Raw genomic sequence first — 19276 nt, forward strand, 5'->3', positions numbered from 1 at the left:
CACCCCGAACTGGCTTTCACTTCATCCCTCTCATGAAAAAGAACACGCTTTCGCTCTCCCTCGCCGCCATGTTGTTGCTGGGTTTGGCCTCGTGCAGTAAGAAAGACATCACTCCGGCGCCCAACATGACGGGCAGCGGCACTTCCAACCCCGGTGGCGGCACTTCCAACAGCGGCAACGCCGTGGTGGTCGACGCGCCCATCACCACCAGCACCACCTGGTCGGCCAGCAAGCAGTACCTGCTGAAAGGCTACGTGTACGTGCGCTCCGGCGCCACGCTCACCATCGAGGCGGGCACCATCATCAAGGGCGACAAAGACACCAAAGGCGCGCTCATCGTGGAGCCCGGCGCCAAGCTCATTGCCATCGGCACGGCCACCAAGCCCATTGTCTTCACCTCGAACCAGCCCAAGGGCTCGCGCAACTACGGCGACTGGGGCGGCGTCATCCTGGCCGGCAACGCGCCGGTGAACACGCTGGTGGGCGGCAACCGCCCCACCATCGAAGGCGGCCCCACCACGCAGTACGGCGGCACCAACGCCACCGACGACTCCGGCACCCTGCAGTACGTCCGCATCGAGTTCGGCGGCGTGGCCTTCTCGCCCAACAACGAGGTGAACGGCCTCACGCTGGCCGGCGTGGGCAGCGGTACCACCCTGGACCACATTCAGGTATCGTACAGCGGCGATGATGCTTTTGAGTGGTTTGGCGGCACCGTGAACGCCAAGTACCTGGTGTCTCACCGCACGTTCGACGACGACTTCGACACCGACAACGGCTTCTCGGGCAAGGTGCAGTTTGGCATTTCGCTGCGCGACCCGCTGCAGGCCGACCAATCGGGCTCCAAGGCGTTTGAGTCCGACAACGACGCCAACGCTTCCACCAACGGCCCCAGACCTCGGCGGTGTTCTCCAATATCACGGCCATCGGGCCCATTCTGAACCCCTCGGGCTCGACCTACAGCCCGCAATACACGGCCGGCGCGCACATCCGCCGCAACTCGGGCATTAGCATCATGAACTCCGTGATTATGGGCTACCCCACCGGCGTGCTCATCGACGGCGCTCCCACGGCCGGCACCATTGCCCGCAACGACGCCCGCTTCAAGAACAACATCGTGGCCGGCTCCCTCACGGGCTCCAACTCGGTGGGCGGCCAGCGCAGCATCCTCTACGTAGGCCCGAGCGGCGGCGCCGGCAGCCTCACCGTCAACAACGTGATGGCGTCCGACTCCTCCGCCTGGGGCGCCGCCATCGGTCCGCTCACGTGGTTCAAGGCCAGCACCAACCGCCGCTACGCCACCGCCGACAACGTGCAGCTCCTGAACCCCTTCAACCTGACGGCCCCGAGCTTCCTGCCGCGCACGGGCTCGCCCATCGTGACGGTGGCCCCGGCCACGGCGCCCGTGGCCCCCTCCAGCTTCACCGACAGCAAGCTCACCGACTCGTTCTTCACGCCGGTCAACTACATCGGCGCCCTGGCCGACCCCAACGCCGCCGGCGCCACCAACTGGCTGGCCAACTGGACCAACTTCGACCCGCAGAACACGGACTACTAAGTCAGGAAGCGTCCGCCATTTCGGCGCTACTTACTGCAAAAGCCAGGGCCGCATTGGCCCTGGCTTTTTGTTTTGGCATAGCGGAAGCGGGCTTATGTCATGGTCGGCAGAAGCGTACCGTCCGCGTAGCGTTTCCTGTTTGCAAGCGCAGCACGTACCAGCCCGGGGCCAGTTCGCTCACCGAAATTCGTCCTTGCGTGGTGCCGCCCAGCGCTTGGCGCCACAGCCGTTGGCCCGTGAGGGAAAAAATTTCCACGCACGCGTCAGCTTCCGGCTTCGGCCCGGTGTACGCATAGTGTACTTCGTTTCCGGAAGCCACCGTGGGGAACAGGCTGAACTCACGGTCTGCAGCGGTGCGGGCCACCGCCAGGGGCCCGTTGGGGCCAAAGATTTGCAACGGAACCGTGCTGTAGGCCGGAATGCCCAGCTGGCCCCAGTTGTTGTTGCCCCAGGCCCAGAGCGAGCCGTCTGTTTTCAGGGCCAGGGTGTGGCCCTCACCGGCCGAGATGCCCGCGGGCAGCCACGTAGCCCCGGCGCCCACCTGCACCGGGCTTGTCCGGTTAGTGGTGGTGCCGTCGCCGAGTTCGCCGGAGGTGTTGATTCCCCAGGCCCAGAGCGAACCATCGGCGCGCACGGCCACGGTGTGATTGCCGCCCACGGCCACGCCCCGCCACGTGGTGGCGGTTCCTATCTGCACGGGGGTGGGCCGGTCCACGGTGGTGCCGTCGCCCAGTTGCCCCACGCCGTTGCCGCCCCAGGCCCAGAGGGTGCCGTCGGTTTTGAGCGCCACCGTGTGGGTGGTGCTCGTTACTACGCTAAGCCAGTCGGTGGCGGTGCCAACGCGCGTGAGAGCGTAAAAGGGCGAAGGAAATACGCCGAGCTGCCCAAAGCTATAATCGCCGCAGGCCCAGAGCGAGCCGTCCTGGCGAATGGCCAACGAATGATTCCGGCCCGCCGCCACGCTGCGCCAGCCGGCCAGCGCGCCTATTTGCCTTGGCGTGTTGCGCGACGCGGTAACGATGTCCCCGAGTTGGTAATCATAATTGCGGCCCCAGCCCCACAGGGTGCCATCGGCTTTGATGCCCAGGGTGTGGCGGCCTCCGGTGGCCACGCTCTGCCAGGGTATGGCCACGGGTTGGGGCGTGTTGAGGTCGAGGTTGCTGCCGTCGCCCAGCTGGCCTTCCCCGTTCATGCCCCAAGCCCACCAGGTCCCGTCTTGGCGCCGGGCGAAGGTGTGGTGGTCGCCGGCCGAAAGGCTTTGCCAGGTGGTAGCCGTGCCCACCGGAAGCGGCGTACCGCGGTTGGCCGTTAGCCCGTCGCCCAGCTCGCCGAAATTGTTGTAGCCCCAGCTCCACAATGTGCCGTTGGCGCGCACGCCTACCGAGTGTGCCTGGCCGGCCTCAATGCTTTGCCACGCCACGCCCGGGGCAATGGCCAATGGCGAGGGCTCGATAAAGACGGTGAGGGCGGGGCTCCCGACCTGGCCCTGGCCATTTACGCCCCACGCCCAGAGGGTGCCGTCGGTTTTGGTAGCCACCACGTGGGAATAGCCGGCCGTAATGCTTTGCCAGGTGGTGGCGCTGCCAATTTGCACGGGCGTGTTGTGGAACACGGTGGTGCCGTCGCCGAGCTGGCCTACGTCGTTGCGGCCCCAGGCCCAGAGCGTCCCGTCGGTTTTAAGCCCCAGCGAAAAGCCTTCGCCCGCCGCCACGCTGCGCCAGTTGGTGGCAGAAGTGATTTGCACGGGCACCGTGCGCTGGAGCACGGTGCCATCGCCAAGTTGCCCTTCTCCGTTCATGCCCCAGGCCCAGAGCGTGCCATCGGCGCGCACGGCCACCGTGTGAGAGTAGCCAATGGCCACATGCTGCCACGTAAACGGCCCGCCAACCTGAACCGGGGTGTTGCGCTGCACCAGCGTGCCGTCCCCTATCTGGCCATACATGTTATTGCCCCACAGCCACAGGGTGCCGTCGGATTTGATTGCGGCGGAGCAGTCGGCTCCAGCGCTTGCGCTTTGCCAGCTACCCGCCCCGAGTTGGGCTACGTTAACATAGAGGGCGCCGCTCCCGTTGCCCGCTTGCCCGTACTGGTTACGCCCCCACACCCACAGCGTACCGTCGGTCCGAATGGCAGCCGTGTGGTAATTGCCGGCCGAAACGCTGCGCCAGGTGGTGGCAGTGCCCACCTGAATGGGATTATTGTACTGCGTCACCGAGTTCTGCCCCACTTGCGCATAGGCATTGTTGCCCCAGCCCCAGAGCGTGCCGTCGGCCTTCACGGCCATGGTGTGGAGGTAGCCCGCAGCCGCGGTCAGCCAGCTGGCCGTCGTTATCCGGACGGGGACGCGGCGGTTGCTGGTAGTGCCGTCGCCCAGTTGGGCGTTATCGTTGCGGCCCCACGTCCAGAGCGAGCCATCGGGCCGCACCGTCACCGAGTGGAAAGCCGGCTGCGCTACCGCCAGGCACGGCAGCAGCACAAGGCAAAGAATTCGTAAAACGTGTTTCATGCAAAGGGCACGCTATGGAAAAACGCTCCAAGGTAAGTGCCAATGCGTATCGAATGAGTTAGCCTCCGCGCCGCAAAGCCCTTGCAGCCAGCTTCTCACCCGTCTGTGGTACCTCGTTCTCCCTGTGGTTCTTAAAGGACAAAGCCCCCTTTGCATCGGGGCAAAGGGGGCTTGCTTATCGTACCGGAGACGGGACTCGAACCCGTAAGCCCGTGAAGGCAAGGGATTTTAAGTCCCTCGTGTATACCATTCCACCACTCCGGCGTGGGCTGGCATCGGCCAAAATTAACCCAAAAACCGTAGGGTTGGCGGTAAACAAAAAACGCTGCCCGAAGACAGCGTTTTTTTATTCTTGGAGCGGGAGACGAGGTTCGAACTCGCGACCTCGACCTTGGCAAGGTCGCGCTCTACCAACTGAGCTACTCTCGCTTGAGGTTCAGAACTACTTGCGTAGCGCTGAATGGTGCGACAAAGGTAAGGCGTTTTTTTGGCGACGCAAGGGGTGAAAGTGGAATTTCTATCTACAGAAGCCTTTCCGCTTCATTTTCAGGCCGAAAAAATTATCCTTTGCCCAAGGTCAGTTTCAGTTCGTTCAATTTCATCAGCGCTTCGATGGGCGTGAGCGTGTTCACGTCGAGGTGCTGCAGCAGCTCCCGAATGCGCTCCAGGGCCGGGTCCGAGGGCTCGAAGATGCTGAGCTGGGCGCGCGGCGCCGTGGCCACGGCCGCCGTGGCGCGCGGCTTGGGCTGTGCCGGCACCTGGGCCGGCGGCACCGCCAGGGCCTGGCGCCCCCATTCGCGTCAATGCCGGCCAGCACGTCGTCGAACTCCGTTGGCACGCCATCCTCCGCCCCGGCGCTGGTGCGCTCCACTTCCAGGTGGTGCATGATTTCGTTGGCCCGCAGCACCACCGAGGTGGGCATGCCCGCCAGTCGTGCCACGTGAATGCCAAAGCTGTGCTCCGAGCCGCCGGGCTGCAGCTTGCGCAGGAATAGAATGCGGCCGTCGGCCTCCTTCACGGCCACGTTGTAGTTGCGCACCCGCGGGCAGTCGTCGGCCAGCTGGTTGAGCTCGTGGTAGTGGGTGGCGAAGAGGGTTTTGGCCTTGGCTTTGGGGTTGTTGTGCAGGTGCTCCACAATGGCCCAGGCAATGCTGATGCCGTCGTAGGTGCTGGTGCCGCGCCCGATTTCGTCCATCAGCACGAGGCTGCGGTCGGAGAGGTTATTCAGGATAGACGCCGTTTCGGTCATCTCCACCATGAAGGTGCTTTCGCCCTTGCTCAGGTTATCGGAAGCGCCCACGCGGGTGAAAATCTTGTCGATGATGCCCACCGTGGCCGCGTCGGCCGGCACGAAGGAGCCAATCTGAGCCAGCAGCACGATAAGGGCCGTCTGGCGCAGCAGAGCCGATTTACCGGCCATGTTGGGCCCGGTTATCACCACAATCTGCTGCTCGTCCTGGTCGAGGCAGATGTCGTTCGGGATGTAGCTTTCGCCGGGCGGCAGCTGGCGCTCAATCACGGGGTGGCGGCCTGCTTTGATGTCGAGCAGGGTGCCGTCGTTCACCACGGGCTGCACGTAGCGCTGCTGCCGGGCCGTGAGGGCAAAGCTGGCCAGGCAGTCCATCACGCCAATGGCGCGGGCATTCTGCTGAATCTGAGGCACAAAGTCCAGCGCCGCCAGCACCAGCTCATTATAGATGTTCTGCTCGATGACGAACAGGCGCTCTTCCGCGTTGAGGATTTTCTCCTCGTAGGTTTTCAGCTCCTCGGTCACGTAGCGCTCGGCGTTCACCAGCGTTTGCTTGCGAATCCAGGCGGCCGGCACCTTGTCTTTGTGGGCATTCGTCACTTCGAGGTAGTAGCCAAACACCTTGTTATAAGCCACTTTCAGCGACGAGATGCCGGTATTGCGTTGCTCGCGCATCTGGAGTTGCAACAGGAAGTCCTTGCCCGAAAAGGCCAGCGCGCGTAACTCGTCCAGTTCTGCATCGATGCCCGAGTTTAGCACGCCGCCTTGGTTGGTAAGGATGGGCGCGTCGGGCTTTATTTTGGCGAAGATTTCCTGGCGCAGGTTGGCGCAGGGGTTGAGTTGGTCAGCCAATTTTACCAGCGCCCGCACGCCGGAAGCGGCCAGCCGCTCACGCATAGGCGCCACGGCTTCGAGGGCGCGGGCCAGCTGCAGCAGCTCGCGCGGGTTCACGCGGCGCACGGCTACTTTGGAAATCAGGCGCTCCAGGTCGTTTATCTGACGCAGGTGCTGGGTGAGGTCGGCCAGCAGCTCGTCGTCGGCCACCAGCGCGGCCACCGTGTCGAGGCGGCGCTGAATCTGGCTTACCTCCTTCAGCGGCAGCACTATCCACTTGCGCAGCAGGCGGGCGCCCATGGGCGTCAGGGTCTGGTCGAGCACGTCGATGAGGGGCACGCCGCCGGGGTGCTGGGCGTGCACCAGCTCCAGGTTGCGCACCGTGAAGCGGTCGAGCCACACGTACTTGTCCTCCTCCAGGCGGCCCAGGCTGGCAATGTGCTGGATGTCGGTGTGCTTGGTTTCGGCCAGGTAGTGCAGGATGCAGCCGGCCGCAATCACGCCTTCCTTCAGCCCGTCCACCCAAAGCCTTTCAGCGAAGTGGTGCGGAAGTGGCGCGTCAGGGTGTCGTGGGCGTAGTCGGGGCCGAAAACCCATTCGTCCAGCGCATAGGTGCAATAATCCGGGCCGAAAGTTTGCTCAAACTCGCCGCGACTTTTCTTGCAGAACAGCACCTCGGCGGGGCTGAAATTCTGCAGCAGCTTGCCCAGGTAGTCCAGCGTGCCCTGCGCCACCAGAAACTCGCCGGTGCTGATGTCGAGAAACGAAATACCGGCCTCGGATTTCCCGAAATGAATGGCGGCGAGGTAGTTATTGGCCCGCCGTTCCAGCACGTTGTCGTGCATGCTTACGCCGGGCGTCACCAGTTCGGTGATGCCGCGTTTCACCAGTCCCTTAGCCTGCTTGGGGTCTTCGAGCTGGTCGCAGATGGCCACGCGCTGGCCGGCGCGCACCAGCTTGGGCAGGTAGTTGTCGAGGGCGTGATGGGGGAAGCCGGCCAGCGGAATTTCGTTGGGCGTGCCGCCGCCGCGCTTGGTGAGCGTGATGTCGAGGATGCGCGCCGCCGTGACGGCATCTTCGCCGAAGGTCTCATAAAAGTCGCCCACCCGAAACAGCAGCACCGCGCCGGGGTGCTGCTGCTTGAGCAGGTAGTATTGCTTCATCAGGGGCGTATCGACGGGCGAGCCGGGCGCAATGTGGTCGGGGCCGACGGACTTGATGACGAACTGTTTTTTGGGAGCAGACAAAACGGAAGCAGTAGGAACGCGCCGGGGCGCATTCAATCGTTGAAATAATCGGCCCGGTCAGCCATTCAGCCCCGGCCGCGGCAACGGTACAAACGCCGAATGCGCCGCGGCGCGTTCCGGCTCGAATACCTTTGCCCCATGCGAAAACTCACAATGGCCGAGCTGAACCGAGCCTCGGTTGATGACTTCAAAAGTACGCCCAAAAGCCCCGTGGTTTTGGTGCTCGACAACGTGCGCAGCATGCACAACGTGGGGGCGGTATTCCGCACGGCCGATGCTTTTGCGCTCGAAAAAATCTGCCTCTGCGGCATCACCCCGCGCCCGCCGCACCGCGAAATCACCAAAACGGCGCTGGGCAGCGAAGAGTCGATGGCCTGGCACTACCACGCCGAGACCGTGGCCGCCGTGGCCGAGCTGAAAGCCGCCGGCTACCAGGTAGTAGCTGTGGAACAAACGACGGGCAGCGTGCCGTTACCGCAATTCCAGCCGGAGTCAGGACGTCCCCTGGCCTTGGTGCTGGGCAATGAAGTGTTCGGCGTAGACGACGCCGTGCTGGCCCTGTGCGACACAGCTGTAGAAATCCCGCAGTTTGGCACCAAGCACTCGCTCAATGTGGGCGTGGCCGCCGGCGTGGTGCTCTGGGACGCGCTGGTGAAGCTGGGCGTGGTATAGGCCGGTGCAGCTTTTGCGAAATACTCGCTCCCTTATGCGTTCCAAGTGAAAAGATTATATTAAATTTGGCAGTGCTGTTTTGCCTAAAAGCAGCGTCACGTTTTAATGCTGTTGTAATTTCCTCTTCACCCACTTTTTTCTATTATATGGTTTTTTCCTTTACGAAGTCCCATAGCGGGTTGCTGCTGGCGCTGGCCCTGGCCCTCCCAGGGGTATCGGTAGCGCAGTCGGGGGCACCGTCGGCGCAAGCGCTGGCGTATTTCACCGCCCAGGGCGAACGGCAGGGCCTGCACGGCGGCGACGCCGCCAACCCCTCGGTCACAAGCTCCTATTTTGATGCAAGCAGCGGCCTCACCCACACCTACCTGCGCCAGCGCGTGAACGGGGTGGACATCTACGGCGCCGTGGGCGATTTGCACACCGACCGCTCCGGCAAGCCCGTGCTGATGCACCAGGGCTTCGTGGTGGACGCCGCCCGCCTGGCGCCGTCGGCCGTGCCCACCCTCACGGCCGAGCAGGCCGTGAGCGCGGCCGCCAAGGCCCTGCAGCTGCCCCGCCCCGTGGGGCTCACGCTGGTGCGCGACGCCCGCGCCGCCGACGGCGTGCTGTTCAACAACGGTGGCATCTCGGAATACGACATTCCGGTGCGCCTGCTGTACTTCCCCATCAACGGCCAGCTGAAGCTGGTGTGGGACGTGAACATTGCCCAGCTTGACCAGCAGCACCACTGGACCGTGCGCGTAGACGCCCACACCGGCCAGATGCTGGACAAAACCGACTTCGTGGTGAGCGAGGAAGTTACGTTCCAGCAAATCACCGCCCGGGCCCTGGGTTCGCGTCCGGCGACCGTTACGGCTCCTTCGACCAAAGCCACAGCCAACCGCGGCGGCCTGGGCGCGGCCAATAGCATGACCGTGCTGCCCGTGCCGGTGGAAGCGCCCACGTTCGGCAACCGCGCGTCGGTGGCCATTCCGGGTGCAGCCAGCGCCAACGCGGCGTACTCGCCCTACGGCTGGCACGTGTCGGACCCCCGCGCCACGGTGGCCGGTGCCAGCATCTTCCCCACTAGCTACAGCCGTCTCGGCGCTGGCGTGTACCTGACCCGCGGCAACAACGTGGCGGCTTACGACGACAGCCAGAGCACGACCAGCGGCAACGGCAACCTGCTGTCGAACACCAACTCGCCCGACGGCGGGGCCACGCTCGACTTCGACTTCCCCTTCAACCCGGCCATTTCGCCCAAGCTCAGCTCGCCGGCCATCATCACCAACCTGTTCTACTGGAACAACATGTTGCACGACGTGATGGCCAGCAAGGGCTTTGACGAGGCTTCGGGCAACTTCCAGTACAAGAACGCCGGCACCCAGGGCGCAGGCGGCGACTACGTGCGCGCCGAGTCGCAGGACGGCAGCGGCCGCAACAACGCCAACTTCTCGACGCCGGTGGACGGCCAGCCCGGCCGCATGCAGATGTACTTGTGGGACAATGCCCTGCGCCCCACCTTCAACATCACGGCGCCGGCCGCGCTGGCGGGTTCCATCAACTACGGCACGGCTGACTTCGGCCGTTCCATCGCCACGCTGCCCGCCGGTATCTGCGGCACCATTGTGGCCGTCAACGACGGCGTATCGGGCAACGGCGGCCTGCACGGCTGCGCCACCCCCTACCTCAACACGCGCGACGTGAACGGCAAAATTGCCCTCATCATGCGCGGCGGCTGTGCGCAGCTGACCGGTGGTGTACGCACCGCCAGCTCGTTTGCCGGCAAGGTGCGTCGGGCGCAGCAAAACGGTGCCATCATGGCCATCATCATCGACTCGGTGGCCACCAACACCACCCTGTCGAACATGACCGGCACCGACACGGTGGGCATCCGCATTCCGTCCATCTTCCTCACGGGGGCCGACGGCGCCCGTATTCTGGCTTCGCTGCGCGCCGGCACTCCGGTGACGGGTTGCGCCACGGCATCGCCCGACTACGACGGCTCGCTCGACAACGGCATCGTGTCGCACGAGTTTGGCCATGGCATCAGCAACCGCCTCACCGGCGGCCCCACCAACTCGAACTGCGTGACGCAGCAGTACCTGCCCAACGGCAGCAGCACCGCCGCTACTACCCAGTGCATGGGCGAAGGCTGGAGCGACTTCTTCGCGCTGTGGATGACCACGCGCGTGGGCGACTTGGGCCGCACGCCGCGCGGCACGGGCACGTATGTGTATGGCGAAGCCCCCACTGGCGGCGGCATTCGCTACAAGAAGTACACCGACGACATGGCCGTGAACAACTATACATACGGCATAGTAGGCTCTAATGCCACCTATAGCGAAACCCACGCACTGGGCGAAGTGTGGGCTACGGTATTGTGGGACCTTAACTGGCAGTTCATCTACCGCTATGGTTTTAACCCGGATTTCCTGGCCCAGACCGGCGGCAACAACCAGTTCCTGAAGCTGGTGCTGCAGGGCTGCAAACTGCAGGTGTGCAACCCCGGCTTCCTCGACGGCCGCGACGGCATCCTGCGCGCCGATTCGCTGCTGAACAACCACGCCAACTCGGCCCTCATCTGGACGGTATTTGCCCGTCGCGGCATGGGCAAGAGCGCCCAGCAAGGTCCCCGCGTAGCCGTGAATGGCTACCCCAACGGCCTTCCCGGCCTCACGGGCATTGTGGCGGCCTTCGACATGCCCACCGGCGTGCGCCCCGTGTCGCTGCTGAACCCTTCCACCATGCCGTTGGGCGCCCAGAGTGCCAGCGCCATCAACGGCAGCCTGGTGTCGGCCTACCCCAACCCGGCCCAGAACGTGCTGACCGTGCAGGCCCAACTGGCCAGCAAGTCGCAAGTACAGGTGAGCCTCATCAACCTAGTGGGCCAGGCCGTGATTTCGACCACGACCAACGTGGCCGACGTGCAGCGTGGCCTCGAGCTGAACACCAGCTCGCTGGCCGCCGGCTTGTACGTGGTGCGCATCACCACGTCGGAAGGCATCTTCACGACCAAAGTGCAGGTGAAACACTAGTTTATTAGAATAGCCCCCGCACCGCGGGGCATAAAAAAAGCACCCAGTCGTTGACTGGGTGCTTTTTTTATGCCCCGCGGTGAGCAACGATGTCACAAAGTGCGTATTAATTCAATTCATCCTTACTCACACAAAGCATTGATTAACATCTAAATAGTATTTATAACGTTAGTTATTTGTTCAATTTTACCAATTATTATTTTAATTTTTATTATAGATATTTTATTTATCATATGTCTCATTAAAGAGTGAAGTTTCCTTTGTTTAATGATTTACTACATGATATTTCGGTACGTAGTGGCAACGTCGCCGTGCTGTTAAAATCATTTTTCAACGCAACATTTTTTCCTATGAACGTACACTTACTCAAATGCCACCTTGCTAAAGCAATTTTCCTTGGTTGCTTGGCCGGCCCAGTCAGTTTTGCAGCGGCGCAAAACGTCAGAGATACAAACGACATATTGGTATTCAATGACGGGAAATCCCAATCTGCTCCGTCAATATCCATTAGCCCAGAGGGCATACTGCTCATCACCGCAAACACAGCCACAGTCTCACCCAACACGCTTACTTACCAGCAGGGCTATTATATCAGCAATGATGGAGGGGTAAGTTGGATGGGCGACGACGCACTGCCTAACAATGGACGAACCTCGAACTCGCAAAATAATCCCGGATGGCCAACATCAGCTATTGGTTGGAATAACCAAATGTACTTTAGCACAGACACCCCGCCATCGTTCACTAGCAGCGGCTTCCCCGACGGTTATTTTGTTCAGAGTTCTGCCAACGGCGGCTCCACGTGGACTAACCAAGTGCGAGCCTCAGGACCAGTCCGGTACTATGAGCATTCTAAAATTGCGGTAGATACTTATTCCGCCAGCCGATACGTCAACAGGTTGTACGGCGTTTGGGACAGTTATGACAATCACCCAACCCTCCCAACTATTCTTTTCAATTACTCCACGGACAACGGGCAGTCATTCTCTTCATCAACTTACCTGAGCGACTATTTCGGAGAGGATTTTGGCCCATCGGCCGCGACGGGGCCCAATGGTGAGGTGTACGTAGCTTGGTCAAATTACTTGTACTCGAACGGCACAGAAGACCGGGGCTTGGGCTTTAATGTGTCGACTGACGGCGGGGCGACTTTCGGCTCGCCATCGCTAGGCTTTGGCTACACCAGCATCCGGGAAGACGGAGGGGGGTGGGGTATAATCGGTTATAGCCCTACCTACAACAGTGCCGTTGATGATTTCCCGGCAATTGCGGTTGATAAAAGCTGCGGCCCTCACAACGGTCGCGTGTATGTTGCTTATTCTACTAAACAGAATTCAACCGCAGTGGTCGAGGTTCGCTATTCCGATGACGCCGGCGTGACGTGGTCGCAACCAACTGTTGTTAGCATTGCCTCCGGCAGGCAGAGCTGGCACCCGGCCATTGCTGTCGACGACGTTACGGGGGACGTGAGCGTGGTTTATACCAGCATAGATACACCAACCGGCTTCAGCACGAATACTTACGTCGCTTATTCAACAAACGGCACAACGTACCAAAACGTGAAGGTGAGCGATGTATCGCACCTCACCAGAGGTAATCCTTCGTATTCGCTTGGCCTTGGCTATGTGGGGCACTTGAGTATTATTGCGCACGCAGGAAAGGCTTATCCGGTGTGGTCAGATAACCGAAACGGCAAGTGGCAGATTTACGTGTCACCCCTCAACTATTATAGCGTTGTCGGCCCTAACCCCTTATGTGCCCAAGGCGGAACCTACTCTCTTACCGCGAACCCGGCATCTAATGCAACCGTCAGTTGGCTTGCGAGCGGTACCGGAATCGTGATGCCGTTCACGGTGGCAACGGGTACAGGCACCACTTTCACTACTGCAGCCCGATTGAACGGGCCAGGCATAGTAGGGGCACTTATTACGTTTCCTTGCGGCCAAACGGTTGGTACCATTGCGCTTCCTGTGCAGGCCACGATAGGAGACTGCGGCAGTTCCTCCGGCCTAGTGACGACCAAAGCAGCAGGAGCGGCCGCTAAGCCGTTGGGCGCCCAGAGCGCCAGCGCCATCAACGGCAACCTGGTGTCGGCCTACCCCAACCCGGCCCAGAACGTGCTGACCGTGCAGGCCCAACTGGCCAGCAAGTCGCAAGTACAGGTGAGCCTCATCAACCTAGTGGGCCAGGCCGTGATTTCGACCACGACCAACGTGGCCGACGTGCAGCGTGGCCTCGAGCTGAACACCAGCTCGCTGGCCGCCGGCCTCTACGTGGTGCGCATCACCACGTCGGAAGGTATCTTCACCACCAAAGTGCAGGTGAAACACTAAGCGCGTAGCCTTGCTATTCGCTGCAAAAGCGGGCCCGACGGAAGCGTCGGGCCCGCTTTTTTGTTGTAAACTTTTCCACCTTTCGGCTGCGCAGCTGCGGGCCCTTCTTCTCCCATGACCATTCCATCCGTTCACACCCCCACCCGCCCCGCAGCCGCCGCGGCCCTGCTGGCCCTGCGGCCCGTAGTGCCCAGCGCCGAGTCCGCCCCTGCAGACGAGGGCTCCGTGGGCCATTTCCTGCACGCCACGCTGCGTCCGGTGCTCAAGCTGCAAAACGACTTGCTGCTGGCCGTGGTGGCCGATTTTGTGCTCGACCACCACATGCCGCTGGCCACGGCCAGCCCCACCGACCAGCAGCGCCAACTGGCCGAGTTGCTGTCCCGCAACACCAAGCTGCGTTACACGGTGGTGGGCATGGTGTCGGGCATGTTCACGGCCGACGAGTACGCCTTTTACCGCGCCCACCGCTCCGAACTGAACCGCCGCCTGCTGGAACTGGCCCAGCGCCGCGTGCTGGAGCAGACTGCTGCCGTGGTGGCGCTGGCGGCTACGTAACCGATAGGATAGCCACAAACGAAAAGCGCCCCATTGACCGGAACTCCGGCCAATGGGGCGCTTTTCTGTTGAAATACTTTAATCGAACTTCGAATCGCGCAGGTGCACGGGCTTGCTCTTTTTGCGCAGGCGCAGGTTGAGCAGCTCCACCACCAGCGAGAAGGCCATGGCAAAGTACAAGTAGCCTTTTTCGACCTCTTTGTGGGCCGCTTCCATCACCAGCATGAAGCCAATCATGATGAGGAAGGACAGGGCCAGCATCTTGATGGTGGGGTTGTTGTTGACGAAGTTGGCCACCACGCCGCTGAAGCTCAACATGATGCCCATGGCGCAAATCACCGCCGCAATCATCACCAGCACGTTGTCGACCAGGCCCACGGCGGTGAGGATGGAGTCGAAGCTGAACACGATGTCGATGACGATGATTTGCAGAATCACGCTCATCATCGTGGCTTTGGGGCCGCCGCTGGCCTCGTCCTCTTCTTCGCCCTGCAGCTTGGTGTGGATTTCGGTGGTGCTCTTATACATCAAAAACAAGCCACCCGCCAGCAGAATCAGGTCGCGCCCGGTCACGCCAAAGGGCTGGTCCAGCCACGGAAAATCGGGCAGGTGAAACAAGGGATTGCGCAGGCTCACAATCCAGGAAATGCTCAGCAGCAGGCCGATGCGAAACATGAGCGCCAGCAGCAGCCCGATGGTGCGCCCGCGCGCCTGCATCTCTTTGGGCAGCCGGTTGACGACGATGGAGATGAAGATGATGTTGTCGATGCCCAACACGATTTCCATAAACGTGAGGGTCAGCAAACTAACCCAGGTAGCGGCGTGGGCAAAGGCTCCGAAATCGTACACGAAGAAGAGTTATGAGTTTTAAATTATGAGTTCTGAGTTCAGCATTATACATGACGGCTATGCCAACTCAGAATGCTAAACTCAGAATTCATTTTAGGATTTCATGTTCACGAATTGCAGGGGCAGGCCGATGTCGGCCTTGCGCAACACGGCGATGGCGGCCTGCAGGTCGTCGATTTTTTTGGACGTCACGCGCACCTGGTCGTCCTGCATCTGGGCTTCCACCTTCACCTTGGCGTCCTTGATGGCCTTGATGATTTTGCGGCCGAACTCCTTGTCGACGCCGGCACGCACCTTGATGGTTTTCTTGATGAGCTGGCCGCTGGGCTGCTCGTCGGCCGTGAAATCGAGGCTGGTGCCGTCGATGCCCTGCTTCACCACGCGGCCCAGCAGAATGTCTTCGAGGGCCTTGATGCGCATGGAGTTTTCGGACGACAGCAGGATGGTGTTTTCCTTTTTGTTGAGTTCGATGCCGCCCTTGGTGTCGCGCAGGTCGTAGCGGGTCTGGAGTTCTTTCTGGGCCGTGTTCACCGCATTTTCCAGGGTTTGCGGGTCCACTTTGCTCACAATGTCGAAGGAGGCCATAGCGGGAAGAGAAGTAGTTTTGGAAAGAGAAGCCGGCCGGGGCCGGGGCGTAAAGGTAACGCCCGGCACGGACCAGGGTTGCCCCGTTCTTCATTCTTTCCTCATGGCCTTTGTTCCTGCCGTTTGCCCGCCCCGCACACCCGCCGAGTGGGCCGCCTACTACCAGCTGCGCTTCGAGGTGCTGCGCCGCCCCTGGCAGCAGCCCTTGGGCTCCGAACACGTGCCCGCTGATGACGAGCCCGGCACCTTCCACGCGCTACTGCTTGCCGATGAAGAAGCGGCAACGCCCACTGCGCTGGCCGTGGGCATGCTGCAGCCCACCGGCGCTGGCCAGGGGCAGCTGCGCTTCATGGCGGTGGCGCCCGAGGCGGCCGGTGCCGGCCTGGGCAGCCGCATAGTGGCCTACCTGGAACAGCAGGCCCGGGCCGCTGGCCTGCGCGAAATCATCCTGCACTCGCGCGACTCGGCGGTGGGCTTTTATGAAAAGCATGGCTATGCGGTGGTGGAGCCCTCACACGTGCTGTTTGGGGTCATTCCGCATTTTCTGATGCGCAAGCAGCTTTAGAATTTCTCGCGGCCGCGCCACAGGTCGGCGTACATTTTAAAATCGCCAAGCAGCGAAAACCAGGGGTGTTGAAACGTGGCCGGCCGGTTGTGCTCCACGAAGAAGTGCCCCACCCAAGCCAGCCCGTAGGCGGCCACAATACCCGCCACCAGCCACTGCCAGTTGCCGCTGATGCCCAGCATGACCAAGCACGCCAGAAATAGCGTCGTGCCCATAAAATGCAGCACCCGGGTGCCGCGCCGGCTGTGTTCGCGCAGGTAGCGCGGATAGAACTCGGCGAAAGTGAGGGGCAGGGCCGACATAAGCACGGGGTGCGGTGAAAGACCAGCCGCCCCACCAAGTTCGGCAACTACGGCGGATTTTCACCCAACTTGCCGCCGAATCCGCTTCACCTTCCCTAGTTATTCGTGTCCGACTCCCGCCCCGCTCCCGAACTGGCCGCCATGGTGGCCGCCTACAACCACATGAACCACTACGGCCGCGCCAACGGCATGGCCCTCACCGTGCCCGAGCCCGGCCAGGCCGAATACCGCATGACCGTGCGCGATGAGCACCTCTCCTCCCCCAACACCTGCCACGGCGGCGTGCTGGCCGGCCTCATGGACGCGGCCCTGGGCGCGGCGGCCTTGTCGCTGGCTTTCACCACGCTGGAATTTGTGTCGACGGTGGAGTTCAAGATGAACTACTTGCACGCCGTGCACCTGCACGACGTGCTGGTGGCGCGCGGCGCGGTCGACCACGCCGGCAACACGTTGGTGGTGAGCAGCTGCGTCATCTACCGCGTGAAACCCGGCCAGGAAGACGTGGCCGTGGCCCGCGGCCTGGGCACCTTCAACCGCTACCCGGCCACCAAGCGGGACTTTGCCAAACTGGTGCTGCAGTAACCAATTGGTAAATCCATAAAAAAAGCCCCGGCTCTAGACGAACCGGGGCTTTTCTATTACAGGGCGTAACGTCTTACAGCTCAGCAGACGCGTGCACGTTTACGGGCTCGTAGTCGTCCTCGCCGTCGCTCATTTGCGGGGCGGGCACTTTGCGCACGTTGCGGGCGCAGTCTTCGTCGCGGTGGTTGCGGCCCACGGTGAACTCTACCCAGTCGCCTTCGCGCAGGTCGTTGAAATCACCCTCGGTCAGGTCGGCGTAGCTGAAGAACAGGTTGTTCGGCGGCATCACCACGAAGCCAAAGCCGTTTTTGAGGTTTTTGATGGTGCTCATGCCGAGCGTGCCCACGGGGCCAGCGGCGGTGGGGCCGGTGGGGCGGGCCAGTTTGGGCGCCGCGGCGGTGCTGGGCGCGAAGGCGGCGGGCTCGGTCTGGTTCACAAACAGGGCTTCCACCACTTCGTCCTGCTGCTGCAGGCCGCGGTCGATGACGTCGTGCATGGCCACGGGGTAAGTCACCTGCTCCAGCAGCTGCTGCGAGGCGCGCGTGACACGGGTTTCGCCCTTGAAATCTTCGTATTTGAAATCCCAGTTCAGCAGCATCACGCGGGTGCCCACGGTGTTGAGCTTGCGGATGAGGGGCACGTAATCGGAGTCGCCGGCGATGAGCACCACCACGTCGAGGGTTTTGTGCAGGGCCAATTCCAGGGCTTCGAGCGAGAGCCACACGTCGATGCCTTTTTCCTGCAGGCGGCCGTCGCGGGTTTTCAGGGCCATGTAGTGCGTTTGCACGCCGAGGTTCATCAGGATATCGTCGAGCAGGCGGTCGTGAAACAGCCGGTCTTTGTCGCGGGCTTCGGTGGCGGAGAGGCGGCCGCGGAAGAAGTGGGCGTCGGTAATCTGCGCCAAGCGCACGTCCACGTCCTCTTCTTCGGCTACCTGGTGGCGGATGTATTCGTGCAGTCCTTCGAGGCTAATGCGGGCCTTGCGCTCGTGCTGGAAATAGTAGTAGTCGCTAATTTTTAGAAAATAGTTGCCGTCATAGAAGACACCAACCCGAATCAAAGGGCTGTTCATCTGGTTCATGAGTATGGAATGGGGTAAGGTTAGAAAAAGTGTTTCGTTGAGTGGGACAAGTTGTTGTGAATGAATCAGAACGGCCGCCGCAACCACGGTGTCGAAGCGCCGTGGTACAGTTTGCCAGCCAGGATAATGGTACTTGGTAGAGCAGAAGCTGGCCTAGTATAGTGGCCGCTTGCTCGGAGGGTCTAGTTTAATGGTAGCGTAAAAGGATGACTTGTGGCCGTATCGATTGAAAACGCTGGATAGTAGCACGTATCAATGCGAATACTGCCGTAATTTGTCGGCATATCTGCTGCGAAGCTAATGGTCTTGGCTGACTTATGCAACAGTAGGCTACTCAGGCCCTAACACCGCGTGGAGGCCACTCCGGGCCCATCGCTGTGTTGCAGCCGGTTAGAACCCCATGCGGCCCACCACCAGCCCCAGCACCAGCAGGCCGTAGCCGGCGCAAATGGCCACCTCCAGCATGTTGCCCGAAGCCGACCCGGTGCTGATGAGCGGTATCTTAAAGGAATAGTCGGAAACGGGCAAAAACCACCGTACGCCCGCTTTGGTGAGGGTATCGGCCACCAGATGCGAGGCGTAGCCACCGCCGGCAAACAGCGCCACGCCGTGCCAGCCCAGGTGCTGGTTGGCCAGGTGGCCGATATAGGTCCAGAGCGCCGTAGCCCAGATGGTGTGCGTCCAGGAACGGTGCGCGGTGAAAGGCGCCAGCGCCACAAACGTGCCCAATAAACTTAGCCAGAGCTGCTCGGTGTAAAGGCCCGCCACCACCGTGCCCAGGCCCGTAAACAGCAACGCCAGCCGCCGCGCCGAGCCGCCCTGCATGCCCACGCCAATCAGGCCAAACGCCAGCGCCACGGTGTAGTAGAGCCGCTGCTCGGAGCCTGCCCGCAGCTGGAAATAGGCGTAGGCCGCGATGGCCAAGGCGCCGGCGGCAAAAGCCCAGCGCACGTAGTTCTGCGTGAAGCCGAGGCGCTTGCTGAGGCGGCTTTCGGGGTGGTCGAGGTCGGGGGCGAGGCTGGAAAAGCCGGCCAGGGCAATGCCGGGCAGCGAGAATGGCAGGCCCGGCACCAGCCCCGCAATGGCCACGCCGGTGATGAGGCCAATGGCCAGGTGAGAAGAACCGCGCATTTATAGGACAATGTATGTTTGCTGTCAGAATATGCCCCTTCTGACATCCTGAGCGGAGCGAAGAACCTTCTCAATGCAGAAACAACACGTTTCAACGTGAGCAGGTCCTTCGCTCCGCTCAGGATGTCAGACGAGGGCCGCGAAGCTACGGGCAGCAGCCCGGAAACCTTCGCCGCCCCAGCCGTGTATTTACCCCCGCAGCCCGACCGG

14 protein-coding genes, 2 tRNA genes and 1 pseudogene are annotated in these 19276 nt (G+C 61.7%); 8 read left to right on the forward strand and 9 right to left on the reverse strand.

Annotation, left to right across the window (positions count from 1 at the left end; all coding sequences use genetic code 11):
- The first annotated feature begins 32 nt into the window (after positions 1-32).
- Both MUN81_RS20755 and MUN81_RS20760 read left to right on the forward strand, forming a co-directional pair.
- On the forward strand, positions 33-941 hold the full coding sequence (locus tag MUN81_RS20755; protein ID WP_245113983.1) for a hypothetical protein: 909 nt from the start codon (positions 33-35) through the stop codon (positions 939-941).
- Positions 905-1558, forward strand: a complete 654-nt coding sequence (locus MUN81_RS20760; protein ID WP_245113984.1) for a hypothetical protein — start codon at positions 905-907, stop codon at positions 1556-1558. Before MUN81_RS20755 ends, MUN81_RS20760 begins: the two co-directional genes overlap by 37 nt.
- A 97-nt stretch (positions 1559-1655) precedes the next feature.
- Here MUN81_RS20760 and MUN81_RS20765 read toward each other — a convergent pair whose 3' ends face one another.
- The 4 genes and pseudogenes from MUN81_RS20765 to mutS form a co-directional block, all read right to left on the reverse strand.
- Entirely contained in the window at positions 1656-4034 is a 2379-nt protein-coding gene (locus MUN81_RS20765; protein WP_245113985.1) for a T9SS type A sorting domain-containing protein, read from the reverse strand.
- 211 nt (positions 4035-4245) lie between these two features.
- Positions 4246-4328 (reverse strand) — tRNA-Leu (locus tag MUN81_RS20770).
- 89 nt (positions 4329-4417) lie between these two features.
- Positions 4418-4493: transfer RNA gene (locus MUN81_RS20775), tRNA-Gly, on the reverse strand.
- 199 nt (positions 4494-4692) lie between these two features.
- Positions 4693-7310, reverse strand: a pseudogene (gene mutS, locus MUN81_RS20780) (DNA mismatch repair protein MutS).
- A 222-nt stretch (positions 7311-7532) separates the two neighbouring features.
- Here mutS and MUN81_RS20785 point away from each other — a divergent pair.
- The 4 genes from MUN81_RS20785 to MUN81_RS20800 all read left to right on the forward strand — a co-directional run bounded on the left by MUN81_RS20785 (position 7533) and on the right by MUN81_RS20800 (position 13971).
- A complete protein-coding gene (locus MUN81_RS20785) occupies positions 7533-8066 on the forward strand; it encodes an RNA methyltransferase (RefSeq protein ID WP_245113986.1) in 534 nt (177 codons plus the stop codon).
- Between the two features lie 146 nt (positions 8067-8212).
- A complete protein-coding gene (locus tag MUN81_RS20790; RefSeq protein WP_245113987.1) occupies positions 8213-11083 on the forward strand; it encodes a M36 family metallopeptidase in 2871 nt (956 codons plus the stop codon).
- Between the two features lie 2012 nt (positions 11084-13095).
- Positions 13096-13416: a T9SS type A sorting domain-containing protein gene (locus MUN81_RS20795; RefSeq protein ID WP_245113988.1), complete on the forward strand. Its 321-nt coding sequence runs from the start codon at positions 13096-13098 to the stop codon at positions 13414-13416.
- A 114-nt stretch (positions 13417-13530) separates the two neighbouring features.
- Positions 13531-13971 carry a hypothetical protein gene (locus MUN81_RS20800; protein ID WP_245113989.1) on the forward strand — a complete coding sequence of 147 codons (441 nt, stop codon included), beginning with the start codon at positions 13531-13533 and terminating at the stop codon, positions 13969-13971.
- 78 nt (positions 13972-14049) lie between these two features.
- Here the strand turns inward: MUN81_RS20800 and MUN81_RS20805 are convergent, their stop codons facing one another.
- Both MUN81_RS20805 and MUN81_RS20810 read right to left on the reverse strand, forming a co-directional pair.
- Entirely contained in the window at positions 14050-14820 is a 771-nt protein-coding gene (locus MUN81_RS20805) for a TerC family protein (protein WP_245113990.1), read from the reverse strand.
- 93 nt (positions 14821-14913) lie between these two features.
- Positions 14914-15405 carry a YajQ family cyclic di-GMP-binding protein gene (locus MUN81_RS20810; protein WP_190928636.1) on the reverse strand — a complete coding sequence of 164 codons (492 nt, stop codon included), beginning with the start codon at positions 15403-15405 and terminating at the stop codon, positions 14914-14916.
- Positions 15406-15508: 103 nt separating this feature from the next.
- On the opposite strand from MUN81_RS20810, the gene MUN81_RS20815 reads away from it, so the two are divergent.
- Positions 15509-15970 carry a GNAT family N-acetyltransferase gene (locus MUN81_RS20815; RefSeq protein ID WP_245113991.1) on the forward strand — a complete coding sequence of 154 codons (462 nt, stop codon included), beginning with the start codon at positions 15509-15511 and terminating at the stop codon, positions 15968-15970.
- On the opposite strand, the gene MUN81_RS20820 is transcribed toward MUN81_RS20815, so the two are convergent.
- Positions 15967-16272 (reverse strand): DUF962 domain-containing protein, encoded by a 306-nt coding sequence (locus MUN81_RS20820; protein ID WP_245113992.1) that lies wholly within the window; start codon positions 16270-16272, stop codon positions 15967-15969. The genes MUN81_RS20815 and MUN81_RS20820 overlap by 4 nt on opposite strands.
- 105 nt (positions 16273-16377) lie before the next feature.
- Between MUN81_RS20820 and MUN81_RS20825 the strand changes: the two genes are divergently transcribed.
- Entirely contained in the window at positions 16378-16854 is a 477-nt protein-coding gene (locus MUN81_RS20825) for a PaaI family thioesterase (protein WP_245113993.1), read from the forward strand.
- A 73-nt stretch (positions 16855-16927) separates the two neighbouring features.
- Here the strand turns inward: MUN81_RS20825 and MUN81_RS20830 are convergent, their stop codons facing one another.
- Both MUN81_RS20830 and MUN81_RS20835 read right to left on the reverse strand, forming a co-directional pair.
- A complete protein-coding gene (locus MUN81_RS20830) occupies positions 16928-17926 on the reverse strand; it encodes an NYN domain-containing protein (protein WP_348533148.1) in 999 nt (332 codons plus the stop codon).
- A 399-nt stretch (positions 17927-18325) separates the two neighbouring features.
- The gene (locus tag MUN81_RS20835) at positions 18326-19066 is read right to left on the reverse strand and encodes a metal-dependent hydrolase (protein WP_245113995.1); all 741 of its coding nucleotides are present in this window, start codon (positions 19064-19066) and stop codon (positions 18326-18328) included.
- Positions 19067-19276 lie beyond the last annotated feature (210 nt).

Source organism: Hymenobacter sp. 5317J-9 (genome assembly GCF_022921075.1).
Classification (GTDB): domain Bacteria; phylum Bacteroidota; class Bacteroidia; order Cytophagales; family Hymenobacteraceae; genus Hymenobacter.